Genomic DNA, 17,419 nt, shown 5'->3' with positions numbered 1-17,419 from the left:
GGCCGGCGAACGCCGGCCTTTTCTTTGGGTAGTGCCGGCCGCTGGCCGGCAACCCTGGGTACCAAAGGCTGCCGGCCAGCGCCCGGCGCTACCTCGGTCACCCGAACTCGAAGCCCATCTCCGGCAGTGCCGGGCCGACGAAGTCGCCCTGCACGTAATCCACGCCGGCACTGAACAACAGGGTCATCGAGTTGGCATCGCTGACGAACTCGGCAATGGTGCGAATGCCCGCTTCCTGCGCGCGCGCGGTGATCTGGCTGACGCGGTCGATGTTCTCGCGGGTGGCGGCCAGATCGCTGGTGAAGCCGCGGTCCAGCTTGAGGAACTGCGGCTGGAAGTGGGCCAGCAGCTGGAACGAGTCCAGGCCCGAACCGAACTGCTCCAGGCCGATGCGGCAGCCCAGTGGTGCCACTTCAGCGAGGAACTGCTGCGCACTGCGCAGGTGGGTGAATACCTTGGCTTCCGGCGCATGCAGCCACAGCCGTTCGCCCGGCACGCCCTGCGCCTGCAGCTCGCGGCGCAGGGTGGCGATCATCTGCGGGTCATCGAACGATTCCGGCGTGACCTTCACCAGCACCTGGGTCGCATGACCCGCGCGTGCGCGCTCACCCAGCACTGCGATCGCCTGCGAGACCACCCAGCGGTTGATGTCGGCCAGCAGCCCGTGTTCCTCGGCGATGCCCAGGAACGCGGTCGGGCTCAGCAGCTCGCCGTTGTTTTCCAGGCGCAGGTAGGCCTCGTAAAGCTCCAGCGGCTCGCCCTGCAGATTCAGCACCGGCTGGTAGTGCAGCTGGAAGCCGTCGCCGGCCAGTGCCTCGCGGATGCGGGCGACCCAGCGCAGCACGCGCTCTTCCTCGACCCGGTCGGCAGCGGCCGGATCGAAGATGCGGCAGGTGTTGCCCAGCTCGGCGGCGGCCTGCGTGCATTCGCTGGCGCGCGCCAGTACCTGGCCGATGCTGGCGATCTTCTCGCCGACCTGCACGCCACCGATGCTGACCGTTACCGTGGCCGAACGTGCGCCGATGCTGAAGACGTGCGCGGCGTAGGCCTCGCGGATGCGCTCGGCCAGCGCCACGGTCTGCGCGTAGGGCCCGGCCTGCAGCACGGCAAAATTGTGTTCACCGAAGCGGGCCAGCTGCGCGTCCTCGCCGACCACGTCGGCCAGCAGCCCGGCAAGGGCGCCGATCAGGGTGTCGGCCGAGGCCAGGCCGATGTCCGGCAGCAGGCGTGCGTAGTGGTCCGGCTCGATCAGCAGCAGGCCGAACTGGCCTTCGCTGCGCCCGGCCTGGGCCACTGCGCTTTCCAGCTGCAGCATGAAGGTCGGGCGATTGAGCAGGCCGGTGACCTGGTCGCGCTGGCGCAGGTCCTCGACCTCGCGCGCCAGCTCGGGGTCGAATTCCATGCGGCGGCGGAGCACCACCTGCAGGCAGGACTCGCCCTCGTAGGTGGCCGCGGCAAATTCCATCGTCGCCGGGAACGCACTGCCATCCTGGTGGCGCGCGTCGAGCTGGTACTGCGGCGGCGGCGCCTCGCCACGGCTGAGGCCCTTCAGCAGCTGCTTGAAGCCCTCCACGTGCTGGGCCGCGACCATGTCCAGCAGCGAGATGCCCTCGATGTCGTCGAAGTGCTCGTAACCGAACATCTCCAGGTAAGCATCGTTCGCACGGATGTGCATGCCTTCATGCACGTAGGCGATCGGGTCGCGCGAGGAGGCGATCAGTGCGTCGCAGCGGCGCTCGGTCTCGCGCATCTGCGCCTCGATCCGGCGCAGGCCGCGACGCGCCTGCAGATCGACCCATTGGTCGCGGACCACGGCGAGCAGGTGCTCGGGGCGCTGGCGCAGGGCCAGGGCGCGGATGCCGTGGCTGCTGGCCTGCACCAGCTCGTCCTCGTCGATGCGCTCGGCCAGCAGCACCAGTGGAATGTCCTTGCCGCTGGCGGCGATGTGCTGGGCGGCCAGCTGCAGCGGGATGCCCTGGGACGGCGAGGCCAGCACCAGGTCGATGGCCTGGCTGGCCAGCACCTGGGCCAGCTCTGCCGCATCCTGCGGGCGCCACGGGCGTACCGCGATGCCGCTGTTGCGCAGGGTGCTGACGATGGCTTCGGCGTTTTCGCCGCTGTCATCGACAATCAGCAGGCGGATGGTGATGTCGTTCGCGTTCTGCATGCACTGCTCCCCAATCTGCAAATCTAGATACACGATGCGCGGCGAACCGTCCATGCGCGCGCCCCCGGCACGCATCGAACGGCGATGTGGTTCACACCACGCTGCCGGCAGCGTGGCCGCTGGCCCAGGCCCACTGGAAGTTGTAGCCGCCCAGCCAGCCGGTCACGTCCAGCACCTCGCCGACGAAGTGCAGGCCGGGCACGCGCTTGGACTCCAGGGTCGAGGATGACACTTCGGCCGTGTCCACGCCGCCCAGGGTGACCTCGGCAGTGCGGTAGCCTTCGGTGCCGCTGGCCACCAGCGGGAACGCGCCCAGCAGCTGCGCGGCCTGGCGCAGCACCGGCTCGTCCAGCTGACGCACCGGGCGGTCCGGCATCCAGTGCTCGCACAGGCGCTGCGCCAGCCGCTTGGGCATCACGTCGCCCAGCACGGTGCGCAGCTCGGCGGCGGGCCGCTCGCGCTTCATCTGGCGCAGCCACTCGCCCGCATCCTGGCCCGGCAACAGGTCCAGCTCCAGCGCATCGCCGGGCTGCCAGAACGACGAAATCTGCAGGATGGCCGGGCCGCTCACGCCACGGTGGGTCAGCAGCATGAAGTTCTGGAAACTCTTTCCGTTGCAGCGCGCCTCGACCGGCAGTGCGACGCCGCTGAGGTCGGCCAGCCGCTCCTGGTGCTTGCCGCTCAGCGTCAGCGGGACCAGCCCGGCGCGGGTCGGCAGCACCTGGTGGCCGAACTGGCGGGCCACCTCATAACCAAAGCCGGTGGCGCCCATGCTGGGAATCGACAGGCCGCCGGTGGCAACCACCAGCGAGGCGCAATGGAACAGGCCCTGCGTGGTGTGCACGCGGAAACCATCGCTGCCGTGCTCGATGCGCTGCACGCTGCAGTCGGTCCGGTTCTGTACGCCGGCCGCCTGGCATTCGTCGACCAGCATCTTCACGATCTGCTTGGACGAGACATCGCAGAACAGCTGCCCCAGTTCCTTTTCGTGATAGGCAATGCCGTGCTTGTGCACCAGCTCGATGAAGTGCCAGGGCGTGTAGCGTGCCAGCGCGGACTTGCAGAAGTGCGGGTTGGCCGACAGGAAATTGGCCGGTGTGGTGCCGGTGTTGGTGAAGTTGCAGCGACCACCGCCGGACATCAGGATCTTCTTGCCGACCTTGTTGGCATGGTCGATCACCTGCACCTGGCGGCCGCGCTGGCCGGCGGTGATCGCGGTCATCAGCCCGGCGGCGCCGGCACCGATGACCACCACGTCGCAACGGATCGTACTCATGCCTGGGCGCGCTTGCGCCAGTTGGGGATCACGTCGAACTGGTTCTGATCGTTCAGCAGCTGCACCTCGCCGTCCTGGATCAGCACGCTCCAGCGCATGGCGCGCTGGATCTGCTGGCCCCAGCGCTCGACGAAGTCACCGTCCAGATCGACCACCGAGAGATTGTCGAAACGTGCCAGGCCCTTGCCCTGCTTGTTCCACCAGATCTCCGAAGCATTGCCGCCGTAGTTGACCACCTGCACCTGGCGGCTGCGGTTGCTGGCCTTGCGGATGCGCGATTCGTCCGGATGGCCCAGGTCGATCCACTGCAGGATGTCGCCGGTGTAGTCGTGTTCCCACAGATCCGGCTCATCGTCGGTGCTCAGGCCGCGACCGAATTCCAGGCGGTCGCCGGCGTTCAGCGCGAAGGCGAGCAGGCGCACCATCAGGCGCTCGTCGGTTTCGGACGGATGCTGGGCCAGGGTCAGGTTGTGGGTCGCGTAATAGCCGCGATCCATGTCGCTGATCTGCAGTTCGGCCTTGCGGATGGTGGCGGTAAGAGCCATGGGGGATCCGTGGACTAAAGACGACAATGATAGAGGTTTGCCGCAGGGGTGTCCGTGGCTGGGCTGTCTGCAGGCCGTCAACGGTGGCACTCTGGTGCTCTTTCCCCGTGGTCGGAGTGGATGCGATGTGCTTGCCCAGCCGGTTGCAGCTGCCGCCTGGCCCCTGGGCCACCCTGCTGGAGGGCCTGTGTGCGCGTTTCCCGCGCATCACGCGCGCGCAATGGCAGGATCGCTTCGCGCGCGGCCGCGTGCTGGACGCGCAGGGCAGGGTGCTTGCGCCGGATACGCCGTGGAAGGTAGGCCTTGAGATCCAGTACTTCCGCGAGGTGGCCGACGAGCCGTCGATTCCCTTCGCCGAGACCATCGTGCATCTGGACGCGCACCTGCTGGTGGCCGACAAGCCGCACTTCCTGCCGGTGACGCCGGCCGGCGCGCATGTTCGCGAGACCCTGCTGGCGCGACTGGTGGCCCGCACCGGCAACACCGATCTGGTGCCGCTGCATCGGCTGGATCGGCTGACGGCCGGGCTGGTGCTGTTCTCGACCCAGCGGGCGTCGCGCGATGCCTACCAGCGGCTGTTCCGCGAGCGACGCATCGAAAAGGCCTATGAGGCCCTGGCGCCGGCGCTGCCAGGGGTCGCGTTTCCGTTGCGGCGCGACAGCCGGCTGGTACCGGGCGAGCCCTTCTTCCGCATGGCCGAAGGGCACGGCGAGCCCAACGCACGCAGCCGGATCGAGCTGATCGAGGCCGACGGCCCGATCTGGCGGTACCGCCTGCTGCCGGAAACCGGCCGCAAGCATCAGTTGCGCGTGCACATGGCGATGCTGGGCGCCCCGATCATGGGCGACGACCTGTACCCGCAGCTTCGTCAACGCCCTGCGGACGCGGCCGAGGCTCCGCTGCAACTGCTGGCGCAGGGCCTGGCCTTCGATGACCCGTTGGACGGGGCGCGGCGGGTCTTCAGCAGCGGGCGCCGCCTGCGCTTGCCGCCCGAGGGCGGCTAGGCGCTTAGCGACCGGGGCGACGCGCCAGCCAGCGGTCCAGTTCGGCGGCGAACAGCTGCCGGTCACGCGGCCCCAGCGGCGGCGGTCCGCCGGTCTGTACCCCGGCGCCGCGCAGTTCCTCCATGAAATTGCGCATCGAGAGCCGCTCGGCCATGTTGTTCGGCGTGTAGAGCTGGCCGCGCGGGTTGAGCGCCACGGCCTTCTTTTCCAGCACCAGTGCGGCCAGCGGGATGTCCTGGGTGACCACCAGGTCACCGGCGCCGACCCGCTCGACGATGGCGCTGTCGGCCACATCCAGCCCCTGCGGTACCTGGATCGAGCGCAGCCAGCGCGACGGCGGGGTGCGGATCCACTGGTTGGCGACCAGGGTCAGCTCGATCCCGACCCGTTCGGCGGCCCGGAACAGGATGTCGCGAATGACGGTGGGGCAGGCGTCTGCGTCCACCCAGATGCGGGGAGACGCGTGTTCAGCGGGGATTTCAGCTTCAGTCATTTACCCAGTGTAGGGTAGGAAAAACCTGAATGGGGACTCGGGGTTAGCCGCGAAAGGCTGCCAGCCCTTGCCACGCCTAGCGGGCGAGGTGTTCCGATGAACGCCGGGGCTATCGCTTTTTGCAGAAAACACGCGTATCGTGCGACCCACTGTGTTTGCTAGGGTCACCGTGAATCGTGGCCTGGTGCAGTTGATCTCACGATCCGCTCATCGATCCGCTTTACCAACGCCTGCAACTCAGTCTCGGCCCCGATACCCGGTGGCTGCGATTTTTTTCAACATGTGTTTCAGGAGTTAGTAAAAATGTCTGAACGTCAGACCGGTACCGTCAAGTGGTTCAACGACGCCAAGGGCTTCGGCTTCATCACCCCGGAAAGCGGCCCGGACCTGTTCGTGCACTTCCGCGCGATCCAGGGCACCGGCTTCAAGACCCTGCAGGAAGGCCAGAAGGTTACCTTCATCGCCGTCCAGGGTCAGAAGGGCATGCAGGCTGACCAGGTGCAGGCGGTCTAATCCGTCTGCTACCGTTGGGTAGCCAGAACGCCGGAAGCGAAAGCTTCCGGCGTTTTTTATTGCCCGCTGTCCTTGCGGCGTCGAGCCGCGCCTGAGTGTTCTCAACGCCAGTCGAGCATGGCTCGACTCTACAAAGGGCATGCACTGCGCGCGGTACGATGTGGCCCTTCCCAAGGATCATCCCCATGCGCATCGTCCACCATCTTGAAAACTCCCGCTCACTGCGCGTGCTGTGGATGCTGGAGGAGCTGGGGCTGGACTACGAGCTGCGCCGCTATCCACGCGATCCGAAGACACTGCTGGCACCGCCGGAGCTGCGCAGGGTGCATCCGCTCGGCAAGTCGCCGGTCCTGCAGGATGGCGACCTGGTGCTGGCCGAGTCTGGCGCGATCCTCGACTACCTTGCGGACCGTTACGACACCCAGCGCCAGCTGTCGCCGTCGCCGATGCCGGCCGACGGGGCCGAGCGCTTGGCCTATCGCTACTGGCTGCACTACGCCGAAGGCTCGGCAATGCCACCGCTGTTGCTGACCCTGGTGATGGGGCGCATCCGCAACGCGCCGATGCCGTTCTTCGCCCGCCCGATCGCGCGCAGCATCGCCGACAAGGCCGAGCGCGGCTTCATTGGTCCGCAGCGGCGCCTGCACCTGGACTGGATGGAGCGCCGCCTCGCCGAAAGCCCCTGGTTCGCGGGCGAGCGCTTCAGTGCGGCCGACATCCAGATGAGCTTCCCGATCCAGGCCGCTGCCGCGCGAGGCGGTGGCCTCGACGACAAGCCGGGGCTGCGCGGCTTCCTCAAGCGCATCGGTGAGCGCCCGGCCTACCAGCGGGCCGAGGCCCACGGCGGCCACCTGCAGGCGCTCAGCGGCAATTGAGGCGGGCGGCCGTCGCCCCCATCTTCAACGCCATGGATACCGACAGCCTTCGTTTCGACAACCGCCTGCTGCGCACCCTGCCGGGCGACGCCGAATCCGGCCCACGCCGCCGCGAGGTGCTGGGCGCGGCGTGGTCGCCGGTGATGCCGACGCCGGTGGCGGCGCCCACGCTGTTGGCCTGGTCGGCTGACGTGGCCGCGATGCTTGGCCTGCCCGCCGCCGAAGTCCAGAGCGAAGGCTTTGCGCGTGTGTTCGGTGGCAATGCCCTGTACGCCGGCATGCAACCGTGGGCTGCCAACTACGGTGGCCACCAGTTCGGTCATTGGGCCGGCCAGCTGGGCGATGGTCGCGCGATCTCGCTGGGCGAACTGGTTGCACCGGACGGGCGCCACTGGGAGCTGCAGCTGAAGGGAGCAGGCCCCACGCCGTACTCGCGTGGCGCCGACGGGCGGGCCGTGCTGCGTTCGTCGATCCGCGAATTCCTGTGCAGCGAGGCGATGCACCACCTGGGCGTGCCGACCACGCGTGCGTTGTCACTGGTCGGCACCGGCGAGGACGTGGTGCGCGACATGTTCTATGACGGCCACCCGCGTGCGGAGCCCGGTGCCATCGTTTGCCGGGTGTCGCCGTCGTTCCTGCGCTTCGGTTCGTTCGAACTGCCGGCGTCGCGTGGTGAAACCACGTTGCTGCAGCAGCTGGTCGATGCCTGCATCGCGCGCGACTTCCCCGAGATTGAAGGGCAGGGCGAGGCGCGTTACGGCGCGTGGTTCGCGCAGATCGCAGTGCGGACCGCCGAGATGATCGCGCACTGGATGCGCGTCGGCTTCGTCCATGGCGTGATGAACACCGACAACCTGTCCGTGCTCGGCCTGACGTTGGACTACGGCCCCTACGGCTGGGTCGAGGACTTCGATCCGGACTGGACGCCCAACACCACCGATGCTCAGGGGCGGCGCTACCGCTTCGGCACGCAGCCGCAGGTGGCGTACTGGAACCTGAGCCGACTGGCGCAGGCGCTGTCGCCGCTGTTTGCCGACGTTGCGCCGTTGCAGGCGGGCCTGGCGGCCTATGCGTCCACCTTCTTGGCCTGCACGCGCCGCGATGCCGCAGCGAAGCTGGGGCTGGCCGCCGCCGACGATGACGACCTGCAGCTCTACCAGCGCTGGCAGCAGCTGATGCAGGAGGGCGCCATGGACATGACCCTGGCCTGGCGCGCATTGATGCGGCTCGATCCGGTGGCACCGGAGGCAGCATTGCTCGACGCCGTCTACTACGACCAGGCGCGCCAGCAGGCGGTGCAGGCGCCGTTGCAGCAGTGGCTGCAGGACTACGCGGCGCGCCTGCGCAGCGATCCACTGTCGGCCAGCGAACGCCTGGCGAAGATGACAGCGGCCAACCCGCTGTACGTGCTGCGCAACTGGCTGGCCCAGGAGGCCATCGATCGCGCCGAGCAGGGCGACCTCGGCGGTGTGCACGCACTGCAGGACGTGCTGCGCGATCCATACACCGAGCGCGCCGGCCTGGAGCACTTTGCCGGCAAGCGGCCGGGGTGGGCCGACCACCGCGCCGGCTGCTCGATGCTGTCCTGCAGTTCCTGAGCGTTCGGCCGGGCGCCGGCCGGCGCCCGCAGAAACAACAACAGGCCTTCGACGGGCGTTCGTGATCTGTTGCGATCGCAGGCAGATTTCATCCGCGCAAGGCGCGCATCTGCTGGCCGGCACCGCAGTCGACGGCGTCGCTGCGCGGCCCGCCTACAACGATGGTCGTACCCGTTAAGTTCGATATTCGCACGCATAGTCGATTATCGCACTTGAATGGTGCGGTGCGATAAACCTAATTTCACTCCACAGTTTCGTAGCAGTCCAAGCGATCCACCCCTGGCGGGGCGAGGGCAGCAGCCGGTCCGGTGCTGAAGCCAGGTGCAGGGGAAGGCCGCCGGATGTCCCTTCACCTGTGCGGAGTGTTCGCATGTCCCGTTGTCTGTCCGTTGTTGCCCTGTCCCTGCTTGCCGTGTTGCCGACGCTGGCGCTGGCCTACCAAGCCGAGCCACCGCGCGCGCCGCTGCAGGTGCTCCGCGTGGATCGCTACGCCGATGACGCCAACGCCGGCTCGTTGCGTTGGGCGATCACCACCGCCAATGCCGATCCGGGCCGCTACCGCATCGAGATCGACGCCGTCGGCGTTGCGCCCTACGTCATCAGGCCGGCCTCGCCGCTGCCGGAGGTCAAGGGTCCGGTGCAGATCATCGGTACGTCCTGGGCGCGCGACGGCCAGTACATCGCCATCGATGGCTCGGCCTACGTCACCGGCAGCGGTACCGATGCCTGCCCTGGCGCCGAGCCAGGGCAGTCCGGCACCAATGTGCGCACAACCACGCTGCCGGGCCTGGTCCTGCGGGATACCCAGGGCGTGGAACTGGCAGGCCTGGAAATCCGCAATTTCTGCATCGGCGTGCTGGTCAACCGCTCCAGCCAGAACGAGATCCATGACAACCGCATCGTCGCCAACAAGGGCGGTGCCGGCATCATGCTCACCGGCGATGACGGCAAGGGCCAGTCCACCGCGACCACCACGGTGCACAACCGCATCGTGCGCAATGTGTTCCTCGACAATGGCGATGGCCTGGAGCTGACCCGTGGCGCGGCCTGGAACCTGGTGGCCGACAACCTGTTCCAGTCCACCGCGGCCAACCCGGAGCCCTCGCAGGGCATCGAGATCCTGTGGGGCAACGACAACACCGTGGTTCACAACCGCTTCGTGGACTACTCCGACGGCCTGCAGATCAACTGGGGCAACCGCAACTACATCGCGGCCAATACCTTCACCGGGAACTCGCTGGGCCTGAGCATCACCGGCAGCGGCAACGTGGTTGACGGCAACACCATCACCGGCAACGGCATTGGAATCGGCGTGCGCCCACAACCGGTCAGTGCGCCGAACCGCTTCACCGCCAACCGCATCTACGGCAACGGCCTGCCGATCGAGCGCTGCGAAGCCGGCGGTGCCTGCGTGAAGGGCCAGCCGCGGGGGGCCATCGTGTTCGGCGTGCCGGGGCTGGAACATGCCAGCTTCGTCGGTTCACGCGGTCGCGGCGTCGACAGCGATCCCGCCCGGCGCGCGCGCATCTGCACGGCTGCCGGCCAGGCCGACTGCCAGCCCTTGCCGAACCTGGGACAGGCCGCGCCGACGTGGGTCGACGTGCGCGGCGAGGGCGCGCAGCGCCAGTTGAGCGGTCGTTTCCACGGCGTGCCCGACACCCGCTACCAGGTGGAAGTGTTCGGCAACCGCGCCGCCGGCGGCAGCGAGGCCGAATGGATGCTGGGCAGCGTGGAAGCGCGTACCGACGCGCAGGGGCAGGGCCGCTTCACCTTCCCGCTTGCTGCAGCCGTGGATGCTGCCGTGGCCGGCAGCGTGACCGCCACGGTCACCTCGGCGCAGGGCGCCACCTCCCCCCTGAGCGCGCCGCTGTCGCTGCGCTGATCCCCTCTACGAGACTGCGATCATGACACGTCCCACATCCGTTGCCCTGGGTATCCTGGCCACTGCGCTGCTGCCGGCGCTGGCCTGCGCGCAATCGAGCAACCGTTACGAAGGCAGGACCCTGACCGGCGATTGGGGCGGCACCCGCACCGACTTGTTCGAGCGTGGCGTCGCCTTCCGCGGCGACTACGTGGGCGAAGCCATGGGTGTGGTCGATGGCGGCTATGGCGAAACCGGCGCGCGCTACGCTCAGCAGGTGCGCGTGGGCATGGACCTGGACATGGGCCGGTTGGCCGGCTGGAGCGGTGGGGCGTTCCACTTCACCCTCAACGACCGTCGCGGCCGCAGTACGTCGGCCGACCTCGTCGGCAACCGCTTCCCGATCCAGGAAGCCTACGGTGGCCAGTACACCCGGCTGACCGAACTGAGCTACGACCAGACCTTCAACGCCGGCCAGTCGTACTTCAAGCTCGGCTACTACGCGATGGGCAACCAGTTCGGCCTGCACAGCCTGCTGACCCATTTCGTCAACGCCGCGTTCTGTGCGCACCCGTTGGCGATGTCCGGCAACAGTGGCTGGTACAACTACCCGGTGGCGCGCTGGGGCGGAGAGTTTGCCCAGCAGGTCAGCCCGGCAGTGAACGTTCGCGCCGGCTGGTTCCAGGTCAATCCGAACCTGGGCGGCAACATCGAACGCAATGCCTTCCGTCCGTTCGCCTCGGGCACCACCGGTTCGCTGTTCCCGGTCGAAGTGACCTGGACGCCTGCCAAGGGCAGCCGCTACGCCGGCGTCTACAAGTTCGGCGGATACTACGACACCTCGCGCGTTGCCCAGCGTGGGCTGGACACCTCGCCGACCACCGGTCGCCATGGTGCGTACCTCCTGGCCGAGCAGCGCCTTACGCAGGAGTCGGCCGACCCTTCCCGTGGCCTGACCGCGTTCGCGCAGTACATGGTGTCGGACCGGCAGACGGCGCAGATCAAGCGCTGGTATGCGCTGGGCGGCGTCTACCAGGGCATCGGTCGGCGCGCGCAGGACAGCATCGCCCTGGGCTACGTGGGCGCCGACATCAACAACCGGCTGGTCGATGCGCGACGGGCCGCGTTGGCCGACGGTGGCGTGCCCATCGATTCGCCGCTGTACCACCTCAGCCAGGCCGAGGAGCTGTTCGAACTGTCCTACAGCATCCAGGTGAATCCGTGGCTGATGATCCGCCCGGACGTGCAGTACATCGTCAACCCGGGCACGTTCAACTACAGCGGTACCGACAACGCCTGGGCCGTGGGCGTCCAGGCCAAGGTGACCTTCTGATGGTCGCGCGCTCCATTCCTGCTTGGGTATCTGCCATGAAGATTCCGTTTGCCTCGGTCGTCCTCGCCGGTGCACTGTGCGCCGGGTCCGTACCGGCCCTGGCCGCGCCCCCGCCGGCGGTACTGCAGGTGGGTTCGCTGCGCATCGGCGAAGGCAGCCCCCGCACCATCGTGCCGATCACCGGTGCCACCGCAGACCTCGCCCTGCAGCAGGCGGCCGCCATCGCCGCCAGCAAGGCCACCGACATCGCCGAATGGCGCATCGACTACCTGGACATCGCCACCGATGGCCAGGCGCTGGTGGCACTGGGCAAGCGGATCCAGCAGACGCTGGCGGGCAAGCCGGTCATCGTGACCTTCCGTACCAAGGCCGAAGGCGGCGCAAGGCCGATCAGCGATGCCGACTACGGCGCGCTGTACGCCACGCTGCTGCGTGCAGGCGTGGCCCAGCTGATCGACGTGGAGATGTTCCGCGACCCGACGGTGGTAAAGGCGCTGGTAGCGCAGGCGCACAAGGCCGGGGTGAAGGTGGTGATGTCCAGCCATGACTTCCACGCCACGCCGCCGCGCGAGGAGATCGTCGCGCGGCTGCTGAAGCAGCAGGCACTGGGTGCGGACGTGCTGAAGATCGCGGTGATGCCGCGCGATGCCGGCGACGTGCTGGCCCTGCTCGACGCCACCTGGCAGGTGCGCCAGCAGAGCGACAGGCCATTGCTGACCATGTCGATGGGCGGCACCGGGGTGGTCTCGCGGCTGGCCGGCGAGACCTTCGGGCAGGCGCTGACCTTCGGCATGATCGGCACCGCCTCGGCGCCTGGCCAGGTCGAGGTTGATCGCCTGCAGGACGTTCTGCAGGTCATCCACGCCTCCAGCCAGGCCGGTCACTGAGACCTTCCCCGCCAGACGTTCCATCGCACCATGCTGTTGCAGGAAACCGCGCCATGAGCCATGCCCCCACCGCTGCACCCTCGCTCATCCTGGAACGGATGAGTCCTTTCCAGTGGACCGCCATCGCCATCTGCGTGCTGTTGAACATGCTCGATGGCTTCGATGTGATGGTCATGGCCTTCACCGCGCCACATGTGTCGGCGGACTGGGCGCTGTCGGGCAAGGTGTTGGGGCTGATGCTCAGTGCCGGACTGGTCGGCATGGCATTGGGATCGTTCCTGTTGGCGCCGCTGGCCGACCGCTGGGGCCGGCGGCCGATGATCATCTGCTGCCTGCTGATCCTGACCAGCGGCATGGCGCTGTCGGCGCTGGCGGCCAATGCGTGGCAGCTGGGCGCGCTGCGCGTGTACACCGGCATCGGCATCGGCGGCATGCTGGCCGGCGTGGGCGTGATCACCGCCGAATACGCCAATGCCAAGTGGCGCAGCACGGCGGTCGCATTGCAGGCCACCGGCTATCCGATCGGAGCCACCGCCGGTGGCCTGCTGGCGGCGTGGATGCTGGAGCACTGGTCCTGGCACAGCGTGTTCCTGATCGGTGCCGCGGCATCGCTGCTGTGCATTCCGCTGGTGCTCACGTGCCTGCCCGAATCGCTGGACTTCCTGGTTGCGCGTCGCCCGCCCAACGCGCTGCCGCGGCTGAATGCACTGCGCGCGCGCATGCGCATGCCGGAACTGCCGGCCCTGCCGCCTGCCGCCGTGCGTACGGGGCAGCGGCAGGGCTATGCGGCGCTGTTCGTGGGTGATCTGCGCCGGGTCGCGCTGCTGATCGCACTGGCCTTCTTCCTGCACATGTTCGCATTCTATTTCGTGCTGAGCTGGACCCCGAAACTGCTGGTCTCGGCCGGGGTGTCGGCACAGCAGGGCATCACCGGTGGCGTGCTGCTGAACCTGGGCGGCATCGTCGGCGGCAGCCTGTTCGGCTGGCTCGCTTCGCGCTGGTCGCTGTCGAAGTTGACCGCAGGCGCGCTGCTGCTGGCCATGGTGTCGATGCTGGGCTTCGCTGCCTTCAACACGCGGCTGGGCGTCGCCTTCCCGTTGGCCTTTGTGATCGGCGCGGCGCTGTTCGCGGCGATGGCTGGCCTGTATGTGGCCGCGCCGGTGGTGTTCGCCGCCGACGTGCGGACGACCGGCCTGGGCTGGGCGATCGGCATCGGCCGCGTCGGCGCGATTCTCTCGCCGCTGACCGTAGGCGTGCTGGTCGACCGCCACTGGCAGCCTGCGGCGCTGTATGTGCTGTGCGCGCTGCCACTGCTGCTCGCGGCCTGGGCGTGCCTGGGCCTGCGCGTAGGCGTGGGACAGAAAAGGCGCTGAACCCCATGCGCTACGCATGTCATGCAATGTGCGATTATCGAATCACATGTCCGAATATCGCATTGACCGGGCGAGGTGACATGGCGACCATGGCCGGGTTGTGTTTTCCCTTCGCAGTGTCCCCGCAGTACGCCGGTGATGGTCGCCGGCCGCGTGGGCAAGGAGCAATGCAGTGATCGACAAGACCCTGGCCAGCGTGGAAGCAGCGGTGGCCGATATCCATGATGGCGCCACGGTGATGATCGGTGGCTTCGGTACCGCCGGCATGCCCGACGCGCTGATCGATGCGTTGATCACACAGGGCGCGCGCGAACTGACGATCATCAACAACAATGCTGGCAACGGCGATACCGGGCTGGCGGCATTGATCAAGCACAAGCGCGTGCGCCGCATCGTCTGCTCGTTCCCGCGCCAGGCGGACTCGCAGCACTTCGACGCCGCTTACCGCGCCGGCGAGATCGAACTGGAACTGGTGCCGCAGGGCAACCTGGCCGCGCGCATCCACGCCGCCGGTTCCGGCCTGGGCGCGATCTTCACCCCCACCGGCTATGGCACCGAGCTGGCCCAGGGCAAGGAGACGCGCAAGATCGATGGCCGCCAGTACGTGCTGGAATACCCGCTGCACGCGGACTTCGCGCTGATCAAGGCCGACCGCGGTGACCGCTGGGGCAACCTGGTGTATCGCAAGACGGCGCGCAACTTCGGCCCGCTGATGGCGATGGCCGCACGCTGCGCCATCGCGCAGGTGCGTGATGTGGTGGCGCTGGGCGAACTGGACCCGGAGGCGGTGGTGACCCCCGGCATCTTCGTGCAGCGCGTGGTGCAGGTTGCAGCCGAAGGAGTGCAGGCATGAACAGGCTCAGCCGCGAACAGATGGCCGCGCGCGTGGCGCGTGACATTCCCGAAGGTGCCTACGTCAACCTGGGCATCGGCCTGCCGACCACGGTGGCCAACTTCCTGCCGGCCGACAAGGAGATCTTCCTGCAGTCGGAGAATGGCCTGCTGGGCATGGGGCCGGCGCCGGCCCCGGGCCACGAAGATCCGGACCTGATCAACGCCGGCAAGCAGCCGGTCACCCTGCTGACCGGCGGCTGCTATTTTCACCATGCCGACTCGTTCGCGATGATGCGCGGTGGTCATCTGGACATCTGCGTCCTCGGTGCTTTCCAGGTGTCGGCACACGGCGATCTGGCCAACTGGAGTACCGGTGCTGCCGACGCGATCCCCGCCGTGGGCGGTGCCATGGACCTGGCCATCGGTGCCAAGCAGGTCTTCGTGATGATGGATCTGTTCACCAAGCACGGTGAAAGCAAGCTGGTGTCCGAATGCAGTTATCCGCTGACCGGGCTGCGCTGCGTGTCGCGGGTGTATACCGATGTGGCGGTGTTCGACCTCGGTGCCGATGGCGCGACCGTGCTGGAAATGGTGGACGGCATGGACATCGAACAGTTGCGTGAACTGACTGGCCTGCCGCTGGCACTGGCCGAGGGAGCCTGAGATGAGCCTGCACGAAACCTACATCGTTGATGGCATCCGCACCCCGATCGGTCGTTACGGCGGCGCGCTGTCCGGCGTGCGTGCCGACGACCTCGCCGCGATGGCGCTGAAGGCACTGCTGGCACGCCATCCGCAGCTGGACCCGGCGCTGGTCGAGGATGTCTATCTGGGCTGCGCCAACCAGGCCGGTGAAGACAATCGCAACGTCGCCCGCATGAGCCTGCTGCTGGCCGGCCTGCCGGTGACGGTACCGGGCAGCACGGTCAACCGGCTGTGCGGTTCGGGGCTGGATGCGATCGGCACCGTGGCCCGTGGCATCGCCGCAGGCGAACTCGGCCTGGCCATCGCTGGCGGTGTCGAATCAATGTCGCGCGCGCCGTTCGTGATGGGCAAGGCGACCTCCCCATTCGCCCGTGACCAGCAGATGGAAGACACCACCATGGGCTGGCGTTTCATCAATCCGCGCCTGCGCGAACTGCATGGCGTGGAGACGATGGGCCAGACCGCCGAGAACGTGGCCGAGCGGCAGGGCATCAGCCGCGAGGACCAGGATGCGTTCGCCCTGCGGAGCCAGCAGCGGACAGCGGCCGCGCAGGCGCGTGGCTTCTTCGACGGCGAGATCGTGGCGGTGGACGTGCCGGGGCGCAAGCGCGGCGAAACCGTGACCGTCGACCGCGATGAGCACCCGCGCGGCGATACCACGATGGAAGCGCTGGCCAGGCTGAAACCGCTGTTCCGTCAGCCGGGCACGGTCACCGCCGGCAACGCTTCGGGCATCAACGACGGCGCCGCCGCACTGCTGCTGGCGTCCGGTGCGCAGGTGAAGGCGCTGGGCCTGTCCCCGCGCGCACGCGTCCTCGGCTTTGCCAGCGCCGGCGTGGAGCCGGCCATCATGGGCATGGGCCCGGTGCCGGCCAGCCGCAAGCTGATGGCCCGCCTGGGCCTGTCCATCACCGATTTCGATGCCATCGAACTGAACGAAGCATTTGCCTCGCAGGGCCTTGCCTGCATGCGCGAGCTGGGCCTGCCCGATGATGCCGCGCACGTGAACCCCAATGGCGGTGCCATCGCCCTGGGTCATCCGCTGGGCATGAGCGGTGCGCGCCTGGCGCTGACCCTGCTGCGCCAGCTGGAATCCAGCGGTGGACGGCGCGGCCTGGCCACGATGTGCATTGGCGTGGGGCAGGGCGTGGCCCTGGCCCTTGAACGCGTGTGAGTCACCCCGCGACCCCGTAATCTGCACGACAGCTGCGGCCTGCGGGCCGCTCGCCAACAGGAGCACGCCATGAGCGATCCCACCGAACTGCGCGGCTACCGCAAGCCGTATCCCGGCAGCCAGCCGCCGCGCATCCATCTGCCCTATGCCTCCACTGCGCTGCGCGGGCCGGGCACCGACCCGATCGCCATCCCGGTGACGCTCTCGGAAGTGACCGGCCCGCGCCTGGACCGGATCACCCTCGGGGCGCATGCCGCCGACCTGACCGCAGGCTTCGCCGGCCAGCCCCAGGGCGAACGCATCATCGTCAGTGGCCGCGTGCTGGACGAGAATGGCCGTCCAGTGCGCAATACCGTGGTCGAGGTGTGGCAGTGCAACGCCGCCGGCCGCTACCTGCACACGGGCGACCAGCATGACGCGCCGCTGGACCCGAACTTCAAGGGTACCGGCCAGGTCCTGACCGACAGCGAAGGCCGCTACCGGTTCACCACCATCAAGCCGGGTGCGTACCCGTGGCGCAACCACTACAACGCCTGGCGGCCGGCGCACATCCATTTCTCCCTGCATGGCGATGGCATCGGCCAGCGCCTGGTCACGCAGATGTATTTCCCCAACGACCCGTTGCTGGCGTTCGATCCGATCTACAACTGCGTGGACGATGCCAATGCGCGCGAGCGCATGGTGTCCTCGTTCGATTGGGAAAACACCGCCAACGAATTCGCGCTGGGCTACCGCTTCGACATCGTGTTGCGCGGTCGCAAGATGACCGTCTGGGAGTAAG

At 67.9% G+C, this 17,419-nt stretch carries 16 protein-coding genes; 12 read left to right on the top strand and 4 right to left on the bottom strand.

The genetic code is table 11. The annotated features are described in order from the left end of the window. Window positions 1-97 precede the first annotated feature (97 nt). From AC5P9I_RS13325 to AC5P9I_RS13315, 3 genes are all read right to left on the bottom strand, one after another. Complete coding sequence (locus AC5P9I_RS13325) at window positions 98-2,167, bottom strand: EAL domain-containing response regulator (RefSeq protein ID WP_053463571.1); 2,070 nt, start codon at window positions 2,165-2,167, stop codon at window positions 98-100. Window positions 2,168-2,258: 91 nt separating this feature from the next. Then, window positions 2,259-3,443: a BaiN/RdsA family NAD(P)/FAD-dependent oxidoreductase gene (locus AC5P9I_RS13320; protein WP_130768179.1), complete on the bottom strand. Its 1,185-nt coding sequence runs from the start codon at window positions 3,441-3,443 to the stop codon at window positions 2,259-2,261. Continuing rightward, window positions 3,440-3,988: a YaeQ family protein gene (locus AC5P9I_RS13315; RefSeq protein WP_049464421.1), complete on the bottom strand. Its 549-nt coding sequence runs from the start codon at window positions 3,986-3,988 to the stop codon at window positions 3,440-3,442. The genes AC5P9I_RS13320 and AC5P9I_RS13315 overlap by 4 nt, the downstream gene beginning before the upstream one ends. Before the next feature lie 125 nt (window positions 3,989-4,113). On the opposite strand from AC5P9I_RS13315, the gene AC5P9I_RS13310 reads away from it, so the two are divergent. Beyond that, complete coding sequence (locus AC5P9I_RS13310; protein ID WP_130768178.1) at window positions 4,114-4,992, top strand: pseudouridine synthase; 879 nt, start codon at window positions 4,114-4,116, stop codon at window positions 4,990-4,992. Window positions 4,993-4,996: 4 nt separating this feature from the next. Here AC5P9I_RS13310 and AC5P9I_RS13305 read toward each other — a convergent pair whose 3' ends face one another. Next, entirely contained in the window at window positions 4,997-5,485 is a 489-nt protein-coding gene (locus AC5P9I_RS13305; RefSeq protein ID WP_057493784.1) for a YaiI/YqxD family protein, read from the bottom strand. A 303-nt stretch (window positions 5,486-5,788) separates the two neighbouring features. Between AC5P9I_RS13305 and AC5P9I_RS13300 the strand changes: the two genes are divergently transcribed. The 11 genes from AC5P9I_RS13300 (at window position 5,789) to pcaH (ending at window position 17,418) form a co-directional block, all read left to right on the top strand. Next, entirely contained in the window at window positions 5,789-5,998 is a 210-nt protein-coding gene (locus AC5P9I_RS13300) for a cold-shock protein (protein WP_005416210.1), read from the top strand. A 185-nt stretch (window positions 5,999-6,183) separates the two neighbouring features. Then, window positions 6,184-6,873 (top strand): glutathione S-transferase family protein, encoded by a 690-nt coding sequence (locus AC5P9I_RS13295; RefSeq protein WP_057493783.1) that lies wholly within the window; start codon window positions 6,184-6,186, stop codon window positions 6,871-6,873. 32 nt (window positions 6,874-6,905) lie between these two features. Next, the gene (locus tag AC5P9I_RS13290) at window positions 6,906-8,471 is read left to right on the top strand and encodes a protein adenylyltransferase SelO (RefSeq protein ID WP_130768177.1); all 1,566 of its coding nucleotides are present in this window, start codon (window positions 6,906-6,908) and stop codon (window positions 8,469-8,471) included. Window positions 8,472-8,841: 370 nt separating this feature from the next. Further along, a complete protein-coding gene (locus AC5P9I_RS13285; protein WP_130768176.1) occupies window positions 8,842-10,353 on the top strand; it encodes a right-handed parallel beta-helix repeat-containing protein in 1,512 nt (503 codons plus the stop codon). Between the two features lie 22 nt (window positions 10,354-10,375). Next, window positions 10,376-11,665, top strand: a complete 1,290-nt coding sequence (locus AC5P9I_RS13280) for a carbohydrate porin (RefSeq protein ID WP_130768175.1) — start codon at window positions 10,376-10,378, stop codon at window positions 11,663-11,665. Window positions 11,666-11,700: 35 nt separating this feature from the next. Beyond that, window positions 11,701-12,552, top strand: a complete 852-nt coding sequence (aroD, locus tag AC5P9I_RS13275; protein WP_231353059.1) for a type I 3-dehydroquinate dehydratase — start codon at window positions 11,701-11,703, stop codon at window positions 12,550-12,552. A gap of 53 nt (window positions 12,553-12,605) precedes the next feature. After that, the gene (locus tag AC5P9I_RS13270; protein ID WP_235645208.1) at window positions 12,606-13,925 is read left to right on the top strand and encodes an MFS transporter; all 1,320 of its coding nucleotides are present in this window, start codon (window positions 12,606-12,608) and stop codon (window positions 13,923-13,925) included. 172 nt (window positions 13,926-14,097) lie between these two features. After that, window positions 14,098-14,778, top strand: coding sequence for a 3-oxoacid CoA-transferase subunit A (locus AC5P9I_RS13265; RefSeq protein ID WP_130768174.1), 681 nt, complete (start codon window positions 14,098-14,100; stop codon window positions 14,776-14,778). Then, window positions 14,775-15,422: a 3-oxoacid CoA-transferase subunit B gene (locus AC5P9I_RS13260; RefSeq protein ID WP_053463262.1), complete on the top strand. Its 648-nt coding sequence runs from the start codon at window positions 14,775-14,777 to the stop codon at window positions 15,420-15,422. Before AC5P9I_RS13265 ends, AC5P9I_RS13260 begins: the two co-directional genes overlap by 4 nt. Before the next feature lies 1 nt (window position 15,423). Next, the gene (gene pcaF / locus AC5P9I_RS13255; protein ID WP_414608186.1) at window positions 15,424-16,638 is read left to right on the top strand and encodes a 3-oxoadipyl-CoA thiolase; all 1,215 of its coding nucleotides are present in this window, start codon (window positions 15,424-15,426) and stop codon (window positions 16,636-16,638) included. Between the two features lie 69 nt (window positions 16,639-16,707). Next, window positions 16,708-17,418 (top strand): protocatechuate 3,4-dioxygenase subunit beta, encoded by a 711-nt coding sequence (gene pcaH, locus AC5P9I_RS13250; RefSeq protein ID WP_130768173.1) that lies wholly within the window; start codon window positions 16,708-16,710, stop codon window positions 17,416-17,418. Window position 17,419: the final 1 nt, after the last annotated feature.

The organism is Stenotrophomonas sp. YJH_SMC_29, assembly GCF_059371235.1.
This window is presented reverse-complemented; position numbering and strand designations above follow the sequence as displayed.

Bases quoted from the DNA above. Each gene is read 5' to 3' on its own strand.
- AC5P9I_RS13325 (WP_053463571.1), bottom strand. From the start codon at position 2,167: ATGCAGAACGCGAACGACATCACCATCCGCCTGCTGATTGTCGATGAC.
- AC5P9I_RS13320 (WP_130768179.1), bottom strand. From the start codon at position 3,443: ATGAGTACGATCCGTTGCGACGTGGTGGTCATCGGTGCCGGCGCCGCC.
- AC5P9I_RS13315 (WP_049464421.1), bottom strand. From the start codon at position 3,988: ATGGCTCTTACCGCCACCATCCGCAAGGCCGAACTGCAGATCAGCGAC.
- AC5P9I_RS13310 (WP_130768178.1), top strand. From the start codon at position 4,114: ATGTGCTTGCCCAGCCGGTTGCAGCTGCCGCCTGGCCCCTGGGCCACC.
- AC5P9I_RS13305 (WP_057493784.1), bottom strand. From the start codon at position 5,485: ATGACTGAAGCTGAAATCCCCGCTGAACACGCGTCTCCCCGCATCTGG.
- AC5P9I_RS13300 (WP_005416210.1), top strand. From the start codon at position 5,789: ATGTCTGAACGTCAGACCGGTACCGTCAAGTGGTTCAACGACGCCAAG.
- AC5P9I_RS13295 (WP_057493783.1), top strand. From the start codon at position 6,184: ATGCGCATCGTCCACCATCTTGAAAACTCCCGCTCACTGCGCGTGCTG.
- AC5P9I_RS13290 (WP_130768177.1), top strand. From the start codon at position 6,906: ATGGATACCGACAGCCTTCGTTTCGACAACCGCCTGCTGCGCACCCTG.
- AC5P9I_RS13285 (WP_130768176.1), top strand. From the start codon at position 8,842: ATGTCCCGTTGTCTGTCCGTTGTTGCCCTGTCCCTGCTTGCCGTGTTG.
- AC5P9I_RS13280 (WP_130768175.1), top strand. From the start codon at position 10,376: ATGACACGTCCCACATCCGTTGCCCTGGGTATCCTGGCCACTGCGCTG.
- aroD (WP_231353059.1), top strand. From the start codon at position 11,701: ATGAAGATTCCGTTTGCCTCGGTCGTCCTCGCCGGTGCACTGTGCGCC.
- AC5P9I_RS13270 (WP_235645208.1), top strand. From the start codon at position 12,606: ATGAGCCATGCCCCCACCGCTGCACCCTCGCTCATCCTGGAACGGATG.
- AC5P9I_RS13260 (WP_053463262.1), top strand. From the start codon at position 14,775: ATGAACAGGCTCAGCCGCGAACAGATGGCCGCGCGCGTGGCGCGTGAC.
- pcaF (WP_414608186.1), top strand. From the start codon at position 15,424: ATGAGCCTGCACGAAACCTACATCGTTGATGGCATCCGCACCCCGATC.
- pcaH (WP_130768173.1), top strand. From the start codon at position 16,708: ATGAGCGATCCCACCGAACTGCGCGGCTACCGCAAGCCGTATCCCGGC.